Raw genomic sequence first — 17,702 nt, 5'->3', positions numbered from 1 at the left:
CCCTCGCCACATAGAGCATTGCCTTCCTCTTATCTGCGGGCAATATCCGAACCTGCCCGGCATTTCTCGATCAGTTTCTTACAGACACAGCCAAAGGAGCGGGTGCTTTGATCAGGCTCAAGACGGCGATATTGCTGGGAGCGTTACTGTTCGTGGGTAGCGAGCAACTGGAGGCCGCCGCGATACCGGGGTTGCCGGCCGCCGCGACCGCCGCGACGCCGCCGGCGCACCCCGAACCGCTGGTACAGGGCGGCTTGCTCGGTGCCATCAGCTCGAGCATCGACGAGGTCCAGAGCAAACTCGATCTCAACGAAAACCTCGTCGACGTCTGGCGCCTGCGTGCCGACCGCGCGGCCGATGAAGTGGATCAGTTGGTCAATCAGCCATCGGCCCGTTCGCCCTGGAGCGTTGCCGGCGATTTCCTGCTGCTGACCTGCGTGTGGGTGGCCGTGTTTGCCTGTCTGTGGCTGCTTGGGCGGATGGCCGTCAGGCGCCTGTGCGAACATCGTCTGCTGCTCAGTCGTGAACGGGGCCAGGCGTTGCTCGGTTACGTACTGCCCTACACCCTTCCGGCGGTGGTCAGTCTGCCGCTGACGATTTATGCCAGCCAGTTTTTGCCGATATCGGCGGGACGGGCGCTGGCGCTGTGTCTGGCTTATGCCGCTAGCGCGGGGATATTTGCTGCGTCATTGATGCTGTCGCTGGTGGTGGTGTTCAATGCCGGGCACAAGCGGCGGGCGGTGCAGATCATTCGCGAGAAGAGTCCCCGTCCCTTGTTCGTTATCGGCTTTCTGGTGGCCTTGAGCGATGCCCTGACCAGTCCGCAGATCGCCCATCAACTGGGCAGCAACCTCACCAGCAGCATCGCCGTGTTCACCGGGTTGGCAGCGTCGATTTCCTTCGGCTTGCTGGTGATCCGCATGCGTCGCCCGGTAGCCCAGGTCATCCGCATCCTGCCGCTGGCCCAACGCCTCAGCCAACCGGCATTGCGTGAAACCCTGCGGATATTTTCCGGGCTCTGGTATTGGCCGATTCTGTTGATGGTGATGGTCTCGATCATCAACCTGATCGGCGCCGGGGCGGACAACCAGAGAGTCCTGCGCAGCGCCTTGTTCACCACGGTGTTGCTGATTGCCACGGTATTCCTCAGCACCACGCTGCATCATTTGTTCAAGGCGCGCAGCGAAGCGGACCTGCGCCGCAGCAGCGCCTACAAGGAGCGCTTTCTCAATCTGTCCCATGCCTTGTTGCGTATCGGCATGGCCATCGTGTTCATCGATATCCTCGGGCGGATCTGGGGTGTGTCGCTGTTCGAATTCGCGGTGAGCAATGCCGTGGGCCGGGCGATCAGTGATTCCCTGAGCCACATCGGGCTGATCCTGCTGGTGACCTGGATGGTCTGGGTCTTGCTCGACACGGCGATACAGGAGGCCCTGAAACCACCGGCCAACAAGCGCTCGGCGCGCCAGCCGAGCACGCGGGTGAAAACCATCCTGCCACTGCTGCGCAACGCGATCAAAATCATCCTGGTGGTGATTTGCGCGATCACCACCATGGCCAACCTGGGCATTAACGTCGCGCCGTTCCTGGCCGGTGCCGGGGTCATCGGCCTGGCAATCGGTTTTGGTTCCCAGCAACTGGTGCAGGACGTGATTACCGGGCTGTTCATCATCATCGAAGACACCCTGTCCATCGGCGACTGGGTGGTGCTTGATTCCGGGCATGCCGGCACGGTCGAAGGTCTGACCATCCGCACCTTGCGCCTGCGCGACGGCAAGGGCTTCGTGCACTCGGTGCCGTTCGGGCAGATCAAGGCGGTGACCAACCAATCGCGGCAATTCGCCTATGCGTTTTTCTCGGTGCAATTCACCTACGACACCGATGTCGACAAGGCCATCGAACTGATCCGCGAGGCCGGGCATTCCATCAGCAACGACCCGTTCCTGCGCTACAACCTGCAAGGGCCGCTGGATGTGTTTGGCGTGGACAGGATGGACCTCAACGGCGTGGTGCTGACCGCGCAGTTTCGCACGGTGTCCGGTGGTCAGTATGCGGTGAGCCGAGCCTTCAACCAGCGTTTGAAGAAGCTTGTGGATAACTCCCCGTGGGTGCATTTCGCGCAGACTTATCCACAGCAGGCGCTGGTGCCGCGGCATCCGGTCGAAGCACCACCGGAGATTGAGCCAGAGCATGCGGCGGTGCTGATGCCGGATCGGCCGCGGTCTCAGTAGAAGGTTTTGTGCTGAGGTTCTTTATTGCCTGTGATGGCCTCTTCGCGAGCAAGCCCGCTCCCACAGGGTTTTGTGTTGGAACACCAATCTGCGTCCGGACATAGATCCAATGTGGGAGCGGGCTTGCTCGCGAAGGGGCCGGTAGAGACACCCTCAATGCCGGATCAATTTGCTGCGCACCTCGGCACCCACCTGCTGATCCAACTCCCCCCAAAACTGCTGCTTGCCGGCAATCTCGGCAGCCACCGGCAAGCCATCGCGATACACCAGCCGATTACTCGCCAGCGCCGGGACTTTTACCCCAGGCAATAGCGTACCGGCGAGGTTCAACGGATCGACCCCGCACACCGCGACCAGGCTACCGTCATGGGGCCGACGCCGGACCTCGCGCAGCAATGGAATCGCCTCGGGCAGGGCGAATTGCTCGCCCGCCAGGCCACTGACAAACCGCCCGCCGCGAATCTCGCCACGTGCCTCCAGACGATGGAAAGTGCGCAGCAGTTCGCGCCAGCTCGGCAGCCAGTCCGCCTCACGCTCCAGCAAGCGCCAGAACACCACGCCGTAGCGGCGTAGCAGGGTCATTGCGATGTGTTCCAGGGTGTCGGCCGGCGTCGGTGCGGGGCGCGGGTTTTCCGAGAGCGGCATGGCCGGCACTCGTCGCAACAAGGCCCAGCGTCCGGCGTCATCCATGCCTCCGATAAACGCCCCGCGCCCGCGCCCGCGCCGAGCGTTGCGCGGCTGGCGCTTGCTGGCCGGGGTGATCAGTGCGCGCAATCCGGCGAAGCTGTCGGCGTTCACCAACCCTGCGCCCACCAGTTCCTGCAGAGCGATCTCCAGCTCCGATCGCAGCAGGTGGGCCTCATGGATCAGCTCATCGAAAAACAGCGCGCCGTGCTGGCTGAGGGCCGCGTGGACTTTTTGTGTTTTCGGCGACAATTCGCTGACCGGTGTCTGCTCGGTCAAGCCGCTCCAGAGGCCGACCCGGTTGCGCGGCAGCAACACAATCGGCGTGCTGCGCAACGCGGTGCTGGCGCTTTTGTTGTGCGCGGTCAGGCGTGTCCACACCAGTCTGCCGCTGCGGCACAACTCATCCAGCCAGGTCGCCGCGTAGTCCTTGATCCGCGCCGGCAGGATGTCGCTGTCCCAGGCTGAAGCGGCGGCGGGGTAGCCCTCGAATTGCGCGACGATAGCTGGCAGTACCGCCGCGCCCTGGCCCTGGCTTGCGCTCGACACATGCTGCCAGTCGAACAGGAACCGCATGAAATCCTGCAACGCCACCGGTTCGATTTCCCGGCGCAGGCGCTTGACCGTATAGCGGTGAATCCGTGCCAGCAAATGCCGCTCGCACCATTCTTCCTGGGCGGTGCCAGGGGTGAAGCGACCGCGCAGCACATAGCCTTCGCGTTCCAGTTGCGCCAGGGCTTGATTGACTTGAGCGGCGGGCAAGCCGAGTGGTTCGGCAATGCGATTGAGCGCGAGCGGCCCGAAGGCGCTGAGTCGCGCGCGGATCAGTTCGAGTACGGCTTCGTCGGGCTCCCAGACTTCATCGAAGTCCGGCAGCGCTTGCAGGGGAGGCGTCAGTTCAGCTTGTGGGTAAATAGCCCGCAGGCAGGTCAGTCGCTCCAGCGCCAGCCACAGCGATTGCCCGGGGTTGATCTGCAAACGGCTTGCGCGCCCGCTGGCGGCCAGGCTGTTGAGCCAATCGGGCCACTGCGCATTGGCGCCGGCCTCGGCATCGGTAATGCACGCCAGGCTCATCAAGGCCTCGTGCATTTCATCGACCCCGGAGGGCGCCGGCCAGGCTTCGTCGCGCACGGCGGCAATCGCCTCGGCGTCCAGTGCACCGAGATCGTCAGTGGATTGCGGGTCGCTCCAGCGCCGGTTGAGCACGGCTTGGGTACGGCGTTCTTCCAGCGGTGCATCGTCAAGAAAGGTATAGGGTCGGGCGCTGAGAATCTCCGCCGCCAGCGGCGAGGGCGCCGGCAAGTCGCGGCTGATCAGGCGGATGTCGCTGCGCTCCATGCGCCGCAGCAAGGCCAGCCAGCCTTCAGTGTCCATGGCTTCGTGCAGGCAATCGTCGAGGGTTTGTTCCACCAGCGGATGGTCGGGAATCTCCCGTTCGCCGGCGAGGTTTTCCACGCAGGCGATCTGGTCGGGAAACACGCTGGCGATCAGGTCTTCGCTTTTCATCCGCTGGATCTGCGGCGGGACTTTGCGCCCGCCGCTGTAGCGCGGCAGGGCCAGGGCCACGCCGGCATTCCAGCGCCAGCGCACGCCGAACAGCGGCGCCTCGAGCACGGCCTGGATCAGGATGTGTTCGGCGCTGTTGCTGTGCAGGTAGCGCCAGACATCGTCCAGTTCAAAACTGTGGCTGGTGGACAGCGACAGCACGATGGCGTCTTCGCTGGCGGCGGCCTGCAATTCGAAGTTGAAGGTGCGACAGAAACGCTTGCGCAGGGCCAGGCCCCAGGCGCGGTTGATGCGGCTGCCGAACGGCGTGTGAATGACCAGTTGCGTGCCGCCGGACTCGTCGAAAAAACGCTCCATCAACAGCGTGTCTTGCGAGGGCAGGGCCCCCAGCGTTTGTCGCGCACGGGCCAGGTAATCCACCAGTTGTTCGGCGCTGGCGAGGTTCAGGCCCAGGGTCTCGGTCAGCCAGTCGAGTGCAGGTTGCACGTTGCCTGGCGCGGCACCCAGCAGGTCGTCGAGTTGTGCCTGCAAGCGCGCCACCGCCGAGGACAATTCGGCACTGCGCCCCGGCGCTTCCCCGAGCCAGAACGGAATGGTCGGCGGCTGGCCTTGGGCGTCCTCGACCCGGACCTTTCCGGTTTCCACGCGCAGGATTCGATAGGACGTGTTGCCCAGCTGGAAGACATCCCCGGCAATACTTTCCACCGCGAAGTCTTCGTTGATGGTGCCGATGTTCAGCCCTTGTGGCTCCAACAGCACGCTGTAGTCGGCGTTGTCCGGAATGGTCCCGCCACTGGTCACCGCGGTCAGTTTCGCGCCCCGGCGACCGCGCAGGGTGCGGCTCACGGCGTCGCGGTGCAGGTAGGCGCTACGGATGCCCTGACGTCCGTTGTAGCCCTCGGCGAGCATGTGCAGCAGCGCCTGGTAATGTTTGTCGTCGAGTGCGGCGTAGGGCGAGGCGCGGCGCAGCATCTCCAGCAACGCTTGCTCCGGCCATTCCTGGCAGCTGACCTCGGCGATGATCTGCTGCGCCAGCACGTCCAGCGGCGCTTGCGGGATCAACAAGGTGTCGAGTTCGCCCCGGCGCACGCAGTCGAGCAGCGCGGCGCATTCGATCAGGTCGTCGCGGGTGGTGGCGAACAAACGGCCCTTGGGCGTGCCGCCGACCTGGTGCCCGGAACGGCCGACCCGTTGCAGAAATCCGGCAATCGAACGCGGCGAGGCGATCTGGCACACCAGGTCGACGTCGCCGATGTCGATCCCCAGCTCCAGTGATGCCGTGGCGATCAGCACTTGCAGGTCGCCGCGCTTGAGGCGCTGCTCGGCATCCAGGCGAAACTCCTTGGCCAGGCTGCCGTGGTGGGCCGCCACGGCATCCTTGCCCAGGCGTTCGCTCAAGTGCCGGCTCAGGCGTTCGGCCAGGCGCCGGGTGTTGACGAAAATCAGCGTGGTCCGGTGTTCCCGGGCGAGGGCGGCGAGGCGGTCGTAGACCAGTTCCCAGACATCATTGGCCATCACCGCCGATAGCGGCACGGGTGGCACTTCGATGTCCAGATCGCGGGGGCGGGCGTGGCCGATGTCGACGATCTCGCACGGGCGATCGCGGCCCACCAGAAAACGCGAGACGGCTTCGATAGGTTTTTGCGTGGCCGACAGACCGATGCGCAACAGTGGCTCCGGACAGAGCGCTTGCAGGCGTTCAAGGCTCAGCGCCAGATGGCTGCCGCGTTTGCTGGCGGCCATGGCGTGGATCTCGTCGACGATCACCGTTTGTGTGGTGCCGAGCATCTGCCGGCCGGAATCAGATCCGAGCAGCACGTACAGGGATTCCGGTGTGGTCACCAGAATGTGCGGCGCCGTCTTGCGCATCGCCGAGCGGTCTTTTTGCGGCGTGTCACCGGTGCGCACGGCGGTGCTGATCTGCAGTTCGGGCAGGCCCATCACGCGCAATTGCTCGGTAATGCCGGCCAGCGGGGTTTGCAGGTTGATCTGGATGTCGTTGGACAGCGCCTTGAGGGGCGAGACATAGACCACCAGGGTGGCGTCGGGCAAGCCTTCGGGGCGTTCCAGGCCGCGGTGTACCAGGTCGTCGATGACGGCGAGAAAGGCGGTGAGGGTCTTGCCGGAGCCGGTGGGCGCGGCGACCAGGGTCGAGCGGCGCTGGCGAATCAGCGGCCACGCCCGGGCCTGGGCGGCGGTGACCGCTGCGAACGTGTGGTTGAACCAGGCGCTGACGGCGGGGTGGAAGCCGCTCAGGGCACTGTCTGCGGGGATGGGCAGGTTCATGCAGCAAGTTATGCGGGTGGGGGCGCAAGATGCAAGTCTCGCAGGCTGGTCGGTAACCTGTGGCGAGGGGGCTTGCCCCCGTTGGGGCGCGAAGCGGCCCCAAAATCCGCAAGCGCGGTGTAACAGGCAAACCGCCTTCAACAATTTTGCGACTGCTGCGCAGCCGTACGGGGGCAAGCCCCCTCGCCACAGGGGCCAGTGGCAGCACCACAAATCCCGGACATCTACACTTTACGGATGACGGTTGCGCACTAAACCCGCAAAATGCAACGATTCCGGCAATTACCAACGACATCGCCTGGGCGCGGTGTCGAAAAAGCCATCGTTCCAATCAGACTGGGCCTGCTGACTCTATGCGAATGCGCCTTATGTTACTGGGCGGCGGAAATGCCCTTGGGCAGGCGCTGATTCGCCTCGGTGCGGAGGAAGACATCGGTTTCCTCGCCCCCCGCCCGCCGCAAGACGGCTGGGATGCCGCGAGCCTGACACAATTGCTCGACGACACCCGTCCCGATGCATTGATCAACCTTGCCTACTACTTCGACTGGTTTCAGGCCGAGGCAGTGAGCGAGTCGCGTCTGGCCGGCCAGGAGCGCGCGATCGAGCGTCTGGCGGAATTGTGCCAGCACCACAACATCGTTCTGCTGCAGCCTTCCAGCTATCGAGTGTTCGACGGCTCCCGCGCCACGGCCTACAGCGAAAAAGACGAACCGGTGCCCTTGGGCCTGCGCGGTCAGGCGTTGTGGCGGATCGAGCAAAGTGTTCGCGCCACCTGCCCGCAACATGTGCTGCTGCGTTTCGGCTGGCTGCTGGATGACAGCCCGGACGGTGCCCTTGGCCGCTTCCTCGCCCGTGCCGAACAACCCGAAGAACTATTGATGGCCGACGATCGACGCGGCAATCCGACGCCGGTCGACGATGCTGCCCGCGTGATCATTTCAGTGCTCAAGCAACTCGATTGCGCCGCGCCGCTCTGGGGCACCTACCACTACGCCGGGCATGAGGCGACCACGCCGCTGGCGCTGGGGCAGGCGATTCTGACCGAAGCCCGCAGCCTGCATCCGCTGGCCATCGAAGCGCCGACCGCCCAGGCCCACGCCGCGCGTCCGGATGCGGCGGAAGAGCCACAACACGCGGTATTGGCCTGCAAAAAAATTCTGCACACCTTCGGGATCAAGCCGCGTGCCTGGCGTGCGGCGCTTCCCGGTCTACTGGACAGGTTCTATCGCCATGGCTGACGGTCCCGTTTTGATCACCGGTGGTGCCGGTTTCATTGGTTCGCACCTGACTGATGCCCTGCTTGCCAAGGGGCATGCGGTACGGATCCTCGATGACCTGTCCACCGGCAAGCGCAGCAATCTGCCGCTGGGCAATCCCGGGGTCGAACTGATCGTCGGCGACGTGGCCGATGCGGCCTTGGTTGCCCAGGCGATGGCTGGTTGCAGCGCGGTGGCGCACCTGGCCGCCGTGGCATCGGTGCAGGCCTCGGTGGACGATCCGGTGCGCACGCACCAGAGCAACTTCATCGGCACGCTGAACGTCTGCGAAGCCATGCGTCAGGCCGGGGTCAAGCGCGTGCTGTTCGCCTCCAGCGCGGCGGTGTATGGCAACAATGGCGAGGGCGAGTCGATCGACGAAGAAACGCCCAAGGCACCACTGACGCCCTATGCGGCGGACAAACTCGCCAGCGAGCATTACTTCGATTTCTACCGCCGCCAGCATGGGCTGGAGCCAGTGATTTTCCGCTTCTTCAACATCTTCGGTCCGCGCCAGGATCCGTCCTCGCCGTACTCCGGGGTGATCAGCATTTTCAGCGAACGCGCGCAGAAAGGCCTGCCGATCACCGTGTTCGGTGATGGCGAGCAGACCCGGGATTTCGTCTACGTCGAAGACCTGGTCGACTTGCTGGTGCAGGCCATCGAGAAGCCCCGGGTCGAAGACGGTGCGGTCAACGTGGGCTGGAACCAGGCGACGACCCTCAAGCAAATGCTCGAAGCGCTCGAAACCGTGGTCGGTGAACTGCCGCCGGTGAGCTACGGCCCGGCGCGCTCCGGTGACATCCGTCACTCCCGGGCGAACAACCGGCGTCTGCTGGAGCGCTTCACTACCGCGGAGCAGACTCCGATGCGTATAGGGTTGGCGCGGTTGCTGGGACGATAGATGACTGCCCTGCGGACATGAAAAAGGCGCCTTTTTACAGGCGCCTTTTTCACGGCCGGAATTTACCCTGAAGTGGGTAGATTCCCTGTGGCGAGGGGGCTTGCCCCCGTTCGACTGCGCAGCAGTCGCCATCAGTATTTAGTCTGCTCACCAGCAAGCCTCATTCACCACCACGTGAACGTTCGTTTAGAACTTGTAGCCCAGACCAACCATGTAGATGAACGGATCCACATCCACGTTGACCTTGGCGCGGGTGCCCGGTGCAATCGAGTTGTTCTCGACGGTGGCGCGGGTATCGATGTCGATGTAGCGCACCTGGGCGTTGAGCATGACATGTTCGGTCAGCATGTAGTCGGCACCGACCTGCCAGGCCATGCCCCAGGAGTTCTTCGCCTTGAAGTTGCTGAAACCGGCGGACTGGGCTTCGCTGCCAACGTGTTCGTCGTAGATCCAGGTGTAGTTGATACCGGCACCGACGTACGGCTGAAACGCCGACTTCGCGTCCAGCGGGTAATACACCACGCTCAGGGTTGGCGGCAGGTGCTTGAGCGTGCCGAGTTTGCCGTTGGCAGCGCTCAGGGCGGTGCCTTTGAGTTTCACGTCATGCTCGAACGGCGTGGCCGCCAGCAATTCGATCCCCCAATTGTTGGTGAGCATGTAGGCGAAGTTCAGACCCAGTTGGGTGTCGCTGCTCATGGTCGCCTTGCCGCCCAAGTCGGCACCTGCGAGCGGGCCTTGATCGACCTTGACGCTGGAGCTGTCGGCTTTCGGGTTAACGGTGATGGCGCCCGCACGAAGGATGATGTCACCGGCCTCGTGGGCGTGGGCGAGCGGGGCTGCGAGCGCGAGGGCAACCAGCGAAGCGCTGAGCATGGACTTGTTCATGGGGGCTCCAAAGGACGTTAAAAATGTTCGATGTCCAATGGTAAGCCGGCTAACTATTCGGTCTTTTGATGCAGCTCAATGAAAGTGGCTAGGGAGTGGTTTTTGTGCTGTTTTTGATGGCCCCTTCGCGAGCAAGCCCGCTCCCACAGGGGAACGCAATCCAATGTGGGAGCGGGCTTGCTCGCGAAGGCGGAGAAACTGACAGTACAAAACGACCGGATTCACTCCGGCAATTCATACAGGTAAATCTTGTCCGCCTCCATCTGATACCCGGCATCCGCCAGCTCGCTGGTGGTCGCCTTGACCTGCAACGCGCCCTCGATCCAGTACGGCTGATACAGCTCGTCGAGCTTCACGCCGACTTCGCTTTTGACGTGCACGATCTGGTTCGACGGCGGTGGTGGCACATGGATGCAGGCGCCGAAATACGGCACCAGCAGGAACTCCGTGGTGCGTCCTTCCTCGCTGACTTCCAGCGGCACGATGTAACCTGGCAAGCGAATGTTCTGGCCATCGAGGGCCTTGACCACCGGTGCGTTGGGCATGTCCTGTTTGGCGGCTGGCGCCGACTCTGCCGAGAGCGTGCTGCTCATCTGCGACAGATCGTGCAGCGGCGTCATGTTCGGCACTTCTTTCGGCGCGTCGGGCGGGATCATCTCCGACCAGGTCAGGTCTTTTGGCTGGGCTGCCCACAGGGGCAGGGCGACCAGCATCAACAGCGCAATTACAGCGCGGGGCATTTTCAACGTCCTCATAAACGGATCGACAGGCCATCGGCCAGGGATTGGCGATAGGCGCGCCAGGCCGGCACACTGCCCATCAGCAGCGCGGCGATCAGGATGCCACCGAGCAGCGTCCATTCATACTCGCTCGGCCAGGACAGCGGCAGGAACAGGCCGTAGTTGGCTTGCACATAACCCTGGGCCGCCGCGATGCACACATACAGCAATGCCACGCCAGCGATCACGCCCGACAACGCCAGGGCAAAGGCCTCGAGCACCAGCAGTGTCGCGATGTGCCAGGGGCGTGCGCCCACCGAGCGCAGGATCGCCATTTCCCGACGGCGTTCGTTGAGGCTGGTGAGAATGGCCGTCAGCATGCCAATCAACCCGGTCAGCACCACAAATAGCGAGACCACGAACAAGGCTTTTTCCGCGGTGCCCATCAGGCTCCACAGCTCTTGCAACGCCACGCCCGGCAGGATCGCCAGCATCGGTTCACCGCGGAATTCGTTGATTTCCCGCTGCAGGGCAAAGGTCGAAATCTTGTTGTTCAGGCCGAGCATGAACGCGGTGATCGCCTGCGGCGTGAGGTCCATGTTGCGCGCCTGATCGGCCGTGATGCGCCCCTCGCCCCGGGCCGGCACGCCGTTATGCCAGTCGATGTGAATCGCTTCCATGCCGCCAAGGCTGATGTGCAGCGTGCGGTCCACCGGGGTGCCGGTGCGCTTGAGAATGCCGACCACGGTGAACGGCTTGTCGTCATGCTTGACCAGGCTGATCGCCGCCACGCCGTGGGCCAGCACCAGTTTCTCGCCGAGTTTGTAGTGCAGCGCATCCGCCACTTCGGCACCGAGCACCACTTCGAACGGGTCGGTGGCGAAGGCGCGGCCATCGGCCAGTTCCAGGTGTTGCTGGCGACCGTACTGGTAATGCTCGAAGTAGGCTTCGGTGGTGCCCATCACCCGGTAGCCGCGATGGGAATCGCCGAGGGACATCGGGATCGCCCATTTCACTTTCGGGTTGTTGGCAAAGTGTTCGAAGCTGTCCCAGCGGATGTTGTTGGTGGCGTTACCGATGCGGAACACCGAGTACAGCAACAGGTTCACCGAGCCTGAGCGGGCGCCGACGATCAGGTCGGTGCCACTGATGGTACTGGCAAAACTGGCCTTGGCTTCGGTACGCACGCGCTCCACCGCCAGTAACAGGCACACCGACAGGGCGATGGCGAACGCGGTGAGGATCGCGGTGAAGCGGCGGTTAGCCAGGCTGGCCATGGCTAGACGAAACAGATACATCTCAGACCTCGGACGGGGTGGCGGCGCGATTGAGTTCGGCCAGCGACAGGTTGTGGTCGAACAGCGGCGCCAGGCTCTGGTCGTGGCTGACGAACAACAGGCTCGAGCCGGCTTCGCGGCACTCGGCGAACAGCAGGCGAATGAAGTTCTCGCGGGCATCGTAATCGAGGGCCGAGGTCGGCTCGTCGGCGATCACCAGTTCCGGCTGGCCGATCAAGGCTCGCGCTGCGGCGACTCGTTGTTGTTGGCCGATGGACAGCGAATCGGCGCGGCGTCCGAGGATGTTTTCATCCTTCAAGCCCAAATGAGCGAGCAAGGTGGCGGCCGCTTTGTCGACGCTGCCGTGGCGTTGTTTCGCCCGTTCGGCGCGCAGTTTCGAGAAGTGGCAGGGCAGTTCGACGTTCTCGCGCACCGACAGAAACGGCAGCAGGTTGAACTGCTGGAAGATGTAGCCGGTGTGATCGACGCGGAAGTGGTCGCGGGCGCCGGCCGAGAGTTGCGTCAGTTCCTGGCCGAGCAGGCGGATGCTGCCGCGATCAGGTTTTTGTACGCCGCCGAGCAGGCCGAGCAGGGTGGTCTTGCCACTGCCGCTGGGGCCTTTGAGGAACAGGGTTTCCCCGCGCTCCAGGCGAAACGCCGGGATGTCCAGCAGTGGCGGGTGACCGGGCCAACTGAAGCCCAGGTCGGACAGTTCGATGAGTGCTTGGGTCATTTAGCCGATTTCATGAATGTTGATGACCTGTGTAGGAGCCGGCTTGCTGGCGATAAACGATAACGCGGTTTCATTGACAGACCGCGGCGTGGCGATCGCCAGCAAGCCGGCTCCTACGGAACTGGGTGGATTCAGAATTTGAGGGCCGCAGACTTGGCCGTCACTTCAACCCCTTGCTGCCCGCTCGGGCTGATCAGTTGTACCTGAATTTTCTGGGTGGCCGGGAACGAGTTGAAAATGTTCGCCAGGTCCAGGGTCTTCAACGCCGCTGGAGTGGCACAGGTGAACTGGTAGTGGGCGTGGATTTCGCTGTGATCGTGATGATGTTCATCCTTGGCGTCTTCATCGTGGTCATCGTCGGCATCCGGGGCATCGCCGAACAGCGGGCTTTCCAGTTCCTGGTTTTCCACCACGCAACCGGCGGCTGTCGGCAGGTTGAACAGGGCCAGTGGTTGCTCAAGCCGGGCGCGGGCGGCGGCGACTTTGGCTTTGTCGGCATCGCTGCTGGCGACATGCTCGAAACCCACCAGGTTCATCGCCGGGCTTTCCAGCTCCAGCGCCAGGGTCTTGCCGTCGAGCGCCGCGTTCAGGCGGCCCACTCCATGCTCGTGGGCACCCAGGCTGCCATGCTCATGATCGTGTTCATCGGCGGCATGGGCGACAGCCAACGGCAACATGGCAAACGGCAGAACGAGAAGCAGACGACGCATGGCGAGTCTCCGAAAAGTAAAATGAATAAAATGTTATGTAATCTTATAACGTAGATGCGGAGAGTTTGACTGTCTGCTTGGCGTTGCACAAGTCCCGTGGGAGCATGCAGGGAAGAAATGTGCGGGAGCAGACCTATGTTGCGAATTCGCGGAAGCATCGGCGACTGGCCGGTGGATTTGACCCTGGAGATGGACGACGCGGACTGGGCGCGACTAGGGGCGCAACTGCAGGTGGAAAAAGCCCCGGTCAGCACGCCAGCGGCGAAACCGCTGAATCAGGATGATGCGCTGTGGCAGATCGCCAGGGATTTGCTGCGCCAGGCCGGGCAGCTCAGTGGCCCGGACCTGCTCGATCAACTGGAAGGCCTGACCGGCAGCGCGGCGGCGGGCAAACGCCTGTTGGTGCGCTTGCGCCATAGTCCGGATGTGAAAGTGGAAAGCGGTACCGATACGCCGCTCTATCGCTGGTTGTTGTAGGAGCGAGCTTGCTCGCGAAAAGCGTCAGGGCGCTTCGGCCATGCAGGCAGCCCTCGTCATCGTTGACGACCATCGCGAGCAAGCTCGCTCCTACAGGTTTGTGATCAGTAGAGAGCAGCAAACAACTTGCGGCGATACGTGCTCACCAGCGGGTGATCATTGCCCAGCAACTCGAACACCTGCAGCAAGGTCTTGTGTGGCAAGCCTTCGCTGTAGCTGCGGTTGCGCATGAACAACTTCAGCAAGGCATCCAGCGCGGCGTCGTACTGCTGACGGGCCAGTTGCTGGATCGCCAGTTGATAGACCGCCTCGTCGTCCAGCGGGTCTTTCGCCAGCCGGGCCTTCAGGTCGGCGGCATCCGGCAAGTCCTTGGCCAAACCGAGAAACTTGATCTGTGCCTTGGCGCCGGCCAGCGCGGCCTTGTGTTCGTCGCTCTTGACCGCATCCAGCACGGCTTGCGCTTCGCCCAGTTCACCGCGTTCAGTCAGACAACGGGCGTAGAGGATCAGCGCCTTGGCATTGGTGTTGTCTTCACCCAGTAGCACTTTGAGCAGGGCTTCTGCATCGGCAAAGCGGCTGTCGTCGAACAGCGCCTGGGCCTGTTCGAACGGATCGGCGGCGGCCGGCGGCGGCATCTGCACATGGGGTTCGAGCAGGGCGCGCACGGCGGATTCCGGCTGGGCACCGGCAAAGCCGTCGACAGGCTGGCCGTCCTTGAACAGCACCACGGTCGGCAGGCTGCGGATGCCGAAGCGGGCGACGATGTCTTGCTCGAGGTCGCAGTTGACCTTGGCCAGCAGCAACTCACCCTGATAGCTCTCGGCAATGCTCTGCAACATCGGCATCAGCACTTTGCAGGGCGCGCACCATTCGGCCCAGAAATCCACCAGCACTGGCTTGTGGAAGGAGTTCTCGATCACCGACTGGTCGAAATCGGCAGTCGTGGCGTCGAAGATGTACGGCGTTTCCTGACTCATGGGTGATCTCTTGGAAGCGTGAATGGGGCAACTATACGGCTTGGTGGGGTGCGGCCGGAAGCGGGGTAGGCGTGAGAGGTGCGTTGCCTGATCGGGCGTCTTCGCGGGAAAGCCCGCTCCCACAGTGGTTGGTGTGCATCACAAATCTTGTGGCCGACTTAAATCCGTGTGGGAGCGGGCTTGCTCGCGAAGCTCTTGGTTAACGCTGCGCGTGGTACAGGCTCACATGCCGAAACTCGTGGGGCTCGGCCAGGTCCGGCAGGGTCATGGCTTCGAGCATTTCGATGCGTTGGTACAGCGGATGACGGAAATCCCTGACACGGGAGTCCGCCACCAGCGCTTCCCGGCCGCGACTGAGGAACTGGTCGAGCAGTGGCAGGTTGGCCCGGTCGTACAGCACATCCGCGACCAGGATCAGATCGAAGCGATCAGCCTCGGCGAAAAAATCCGTCGAGTAATTGAGCTGTACGTCATTGAGCTCGGCATTGGCCCGACACGCGGCAATCGCCAGCGGGTCGAGGTCGCAGGCCAGCACTTCAAGCGCGCCGGCCTTGGCCGCGGCAATCCCCGCCACCCCGGAACCGGCACCGAAATCCAGTACCCGCTTGCCTTCGACCCAATGCGGGTTGGCGGCCAGATAACGGGCCACGGCCAGGCCGCTGGCCCAGCAGAAACTCCAGTACGGCGGCTCATGCAGGATGCGCCGGGTTTCTTCCGGGCTGAAGGCGCGGTCCATGTTGTCGCCGTCGATCAGCCACAGTTTCAAATCGCTTTCAGGCAACGGGCAGGCCACCAATTGTGCGTCGCCGAGCAATTCAGCCAAGGCCCGTTGCAGGTCGAGCGGTGCACTCATGGGGCTTTGACGAATTGCAGTTGGCCCAGGGCCTGGGTGGTCGGTTGGCTGATCAGCTGCGACGGCAGGTGCAGGATCAACTGGCCGGACTGACTGGCCCGGCCACGCAGTTCCACGCGGGCGCCGGTCGGGAAGGATTCCGGATTGAAACGCAGGTGAAACGGCAGCACCTGGTTGTTGCCGATCAGGCTGGAGCTGGCGAGCAATTGTTGCGGGCGGTCCTTATCGTCGATCACCAGCAGCGCCAGTTCGACTTCAGCGCCGGCCGGCACGCCTTGCAAGGTGCCGCTCAGCTCACGCTGATAGGCGGGCAGCGGGCCGAGGTCGGCGGCCTCCCGGGCTTTTTTCTGTGCTTGCTGCGGCGCCGGGCCTGGCGTTGGCGGCTGGGGCTTGGGTGCATCGCTGCCGCAAGCCACCAGCAGGCTGAAAACACTGAGCAAAATGAGCGGACGTAACGACATTGGTGGCTCCATAAAGCTGAATTCCATGGATCAAGTGATCATCCCGTCTGTATACCGCAAACCCTATGGCTTGTCTTGCCACCGGGATGCGCTACCATGGCCCTCCCTTTTTTTGTTGCCTGCCACCATGCACTGTCCCTTCTGCGGTGCCAACGACACCAAGGTCATCGACTCGCGTCTGGTCGCCGAGGGCGAACAGGTGCGCCGCCGGCGTGAATGCCTGGCCTGCGGCGAGCGTTTCACGACGTTCGAGACGGCTGAACTGGTGTTGCCGCGCCTGATTAAAACCGACGGCAGTCGCCAGCCGTTCGACGAAGAAAAACTCCGCGCCGGCATGCAGCGCGCGCTGGAAAAGCGCCCGGTGAGCGTCGAGCGCCTCGAATCGTCGCTGGTGCACATCAAACACAAACTGCGCGCCACCGGCGAGCGCGAGGTCAAATCCCTCGTGGTCGGCGAACTGGTGATGGCCGAGCTGCAGAAGCTCGATGAAGTCGCCTACATCCGCTTCGCCTCGGTATATCGCCGCTTCCAGGACCTCAACGAGTTCCGCGAAGAGATCGATCGCCTGGCCCGTGAACCGGTGAAAGAATGACCACCTGCGCAGAACAAGCGATCCTCGACGCCCACTTCATGGCCCGTGCCCTGGAGCTGGCGCGCAAGGGGCATTACACGACGCACCCCAATCCGCGAGTTGGTTGCGTGATCGTGCAGGGCGGGCAGATTGTCGGCGAAGGCTGGCATGAGCGCGCCGGTGAACCCCACGCCGAAGTCCACGCCTTGCGTGCTGCCGGTGAGTTGGCCCGTGGCGCCACTGCCTACGTCACCCTTGAACCTTGCAGCCATCACGGCCGTACACCGCCGTGCGCCGATGCGCTGGTGAATGCCGGCGTGGCCCGGGTGGTCGCGGCGATGCAGGACCCGAACCCGGAAGTCGCCGGTCGCGGTTTGCAACGCCTGTCCCAGGCTGGCATCGCCACTGAAAGCGGTGTGCTGGAAAGCGAGGCACGCAAGCTCAATCAAGGCTTTCTGAAACGCATGGAACACGGCTTGCCCTACGTGCGGGTCAAATTGGCCATGAGCCTGGACGGTCGCACGGCGATGGAAAGTGGCGAAAGCCAATGGATCACCGGCCCGGCGGCACGTTCGGCGGTGCAACGCCTGCGCGCCCAGGCCAGTGTGGTGCTGACTGGTGCCGATACGGTGCTGGCGGACAACGCGCGGTTGACCGTGCGCGCCGATGAGCTGGGGCTGGATGCCGGGCAAACGGCCCTGGCCATGAGCCGTCCGCCCCTGCGTGTGCTGGTCGATGGTCGTCTGCGGGTGCCGCTGGATGCGCCATTCTTCAAGGCTGGCCCGGCGCTGGTCGCCACTTGTGTCGCGGTGGAGGAACAGTACGCCAACGGCCCGGAATGCCTGATCGTGCCGGGCTACGATGGCCAGGTCGATCTGCGCCAGCTATTGGTCGAACTCGCCGCCCGTGGCGTCAACGAAGTGCTGGTCGAGGCCGGTCCGCGCCTGGCAGGTGCCTTTGCCCAACTCGGTCTAGTGGATGAGTTCCACATCTTCATCGCCGGCAAGTTCATGGGCTCCTCGGCGCGGCCACTACTGGACTGGCCGCTCGCGCAAATGAAGGATGCGCCCGAGCTTAAAATCATCGAAATTCGTGCTATCGGCGATGACTGGCGAGTCATCGCCATTCCTTTGCCAGCAGCAAGCGTATAATTTCCGGCCATCGCGCAAGCT

Annotated in this window: 15 protein-coding genes; 6 read left to right on the top strand and 9 right to left on the bottom strand. The window is 63.3% G+C overall.

Annotated features, from left to right (window positions below; genetic code table 11):
* Window positions 1-107 precede the first annotated feature (107 nt).
* A complete protein-coding gene (locus tag QMK54_RS27800; protein ID WP_110662770.1) occupies window positions 108-2,231 on the top strand; it encodes a mechanosensitive ion channel family protein in 2,124 nt (707 codons plus the stop codon).
* Window positions 2,232-2,384: 153 nt separating this feature from the next.
* On the opposite strand, the gene QMK54_RS27795 is transcribed toward QMK54_RS27800, so the two are convergent.
* A complete protein-coding gene (locus QMK54_RS27795; protein ID WP_223590082.1) occupies window positions 2,385-6,707 on the bottom strand; it encodes a DEAD/DEAH box helicase in 4,323 nt (1,440 codons plus the stop codon).
* Between the two features lie 353 nt (window positions 6,708-7,060).
* On the opposite strand from QMK54_RS27795, the gene QMK54_RS27790 reads away from it, so the two are divergent.
* Complete coding sequence (locus QMK54_RS27790) at window positions 7,061-7,945, top strand: sugar nucleotide-binding protein (protein ID WP_046041630.1); 885 nt, start codon at window positions 7,061-7,063, stop codon at window positions 7,943-7,945.
* Complete coding sequence (locus QMK54_RS27785; RefSeq protein WP_320401646.1) at window positions 7,938-8,867, top strand: NAD-dependent epimerase/dehydratase family protein; 930 nt, start codon at window positions 7,938-7,940, stop codon at window positions 8,865-8,867. The genes QMK54_RS27790 and QMK54_RS27785 overlap by 8 nt, the downstream gene beginning before the upstream one ends.
* A gap of 186 nt (window positions 8,868-9,053) precedes the next feature.
* On the opposite strand, the gene QMK54_RS27780 is transcribed toward QMK54_RS27785, so the two are convergent.
* The 5 genes from QMK54_RS27780 to QMK54_RS27760 all read right to left on the bottom strand — a co-directional run bounded on the left by QMK54_RS27780 (window position 9,054) and on the right by QMK54_RS27760 (window position 13,191).
* On the bottom strand, window positions 9,054-9,752 hold the full coding sequence (locus QMK54_RS27780; RefSeq protein WP_110661275.1) for an OmpW/AlkL family protein: 699 nt from the start codon (window positions 9,750-9,752) through the stop codon (window positions 9,054-9,056).
* A 221-nt stretch (window positions 9,753-9,973) separates the two neighbouring features.
* On the bottom strand, window positions 9,974-10,492 hold the full coding sequence (locus QMK54_RS27775; protein ID WP_110661276.1) for a DUF3299 domain-containing protein: 519 nt from the start codon (window positions 10,490-10,492) through the stop codon (window positions 9,974-9,976).
* An 11-nt stretch (window positions 10,493-10,503) separates the two neighbouring features.
* Window positions 10,504-11,769, bottom strand: a complete 1,266-nt coding sequence (locus QMK54_RS27770; RefSeq protein WP_110661277.1) for an ABC transporter permease — start codon at window positions 11,767-11,769, stop codon at window positions 10,504-10,506.
* Window position 11,770: 1 nt separating this feature from the next.
* Window positions 11,771-12,481, bottom strand: coding sequence for an ABC transporter ATP-binding protein (locus QMK54_RS27765; RefSeq protein ID WP_057713120.1), 711 nt, complete (start codon window positions 12,479-12,481; stop codon window positions 11,771-11,773).
* A 131-nt stretch (window positions 12,482-12,612) separates the two neighbouring features.
* Window positions 12,613-13,191, bottom strand: coding sequence for a DUF2796 domain-containing protein (locus QMK54_RS27760; RefSeq protein ID WP_110661278.1), 579 nt, complete (start codon window positions 13,189-13,191; stop codon window positions 12,613-12,615).
* Between the two features lie 135 nt (window positions 13,192-13,326).
* On the opposite strand from QMK54_RS27760, the gene QMK54_RS27755 reads away from it, so the two are divergent.
* A complete protein-coding gene (locus QMK54_RS27755) occupies window positions 13,327-13,668 on the top strand; it encodes a hypothetical protein (protein WP_110661279.1) in 342 nt (113 codons plus the stop codon).
* A 104-nt stretch (window positions 13,669-13,772) separates the two neighbouring features.
* On the opposite strand, the gene trxA is transcribed toward QMK54_RS27755, so the two are convergent.
* The 3 genes from trxA to QMK54_RS27735 all read right to left on the bottom strand — a co-directional run bounded on the left by trxA (window position 13,773) and on the right by QMK54_RS27735 (window position 15,959).
* Entirely contained in the window at window positions 13,773-14,645 is an 873-nt protein-coding gene (trxA, locus tag QMK54_RS27745; RefSeq protein WP_110663219.1) for a thioredoxin, read from the bottom strand.
* Window positions 14,646-14,844: 199 nt separating this feature from the next.
* The gene (locus tag QMK54_RS27740; RefSeq protein WP_110662470.1) at window positions 14,845-15,498 is read right to left on the bottom strand and encodes a class I SAM-dependent methyltransferase; all 654 of its coding nucleotides are present in this window, start codon (window positions 15,496-15,498) and stop codon (window positions 14,845-14,847) included.
* On the bottom strand, window positions 15,495-15,959 hold the full coding sequence (locus QMK54_RS27735; RefSeq protein WP_223590084.1) for a YbaY family lipoprotein: 465 nt from the start codon (window positions 15,957-15,959) through the stop codon (window positions 15,495-15,497). Before QMK54_RS27735 ends, QMK54_RS27740 begins: the two co-directional genes overlap by 4 nt.
* Before the next feature lie 127 nt (window positions 15,960-16,086).
* Between QMK54_RS27735 and nrdR the strand changes: the two genes are divergently transcribed.
* Together nrdR and ribD are read left to right on the top strand one after the other, a co-directional pair.
* Entirely contained in the window at window positions 16,087-16,551 is a 465-nt protein-coding gene (gene nrdR / locus QMK54_RS27730) for a transcriptional regulator NrdR (protein WP_003228656.1), read from the top strand.
* Window positions 16,548-17,681: a bifunctional diaminohydroxyphosphoribosylaminopyrimidine deaminase/5-amino-6-(5-phosphoribosylamino)uracil reductase RibD gene (gene ribD / locus QMK54_RS27725; protein ID WP_223590086.1), complete on the top strand. Its 1,134-nt coding sequence runs from the start codon at window positions 16,548-16,550 to the stop codon at window positions 17,679-17,681. Before nrdR ends, ribD begins: the two co-directional genes overlap by 4 nt.
* Window positions 17,682-17,702 lie beyond the last annotated feature (21 nt).

Source organism: Pseudomonas sp. P5_109 (assembly GCF_034009455.1).
Lineage (GTDB): Bacteria > Pseudomonadota > Gammaproteobacteria > Pseudomonadales > Pseudomonadaceae > Aquipseudomonas.
This window is presented reverse-complemented; position numbering and strand designations above follow the sequence as displayed.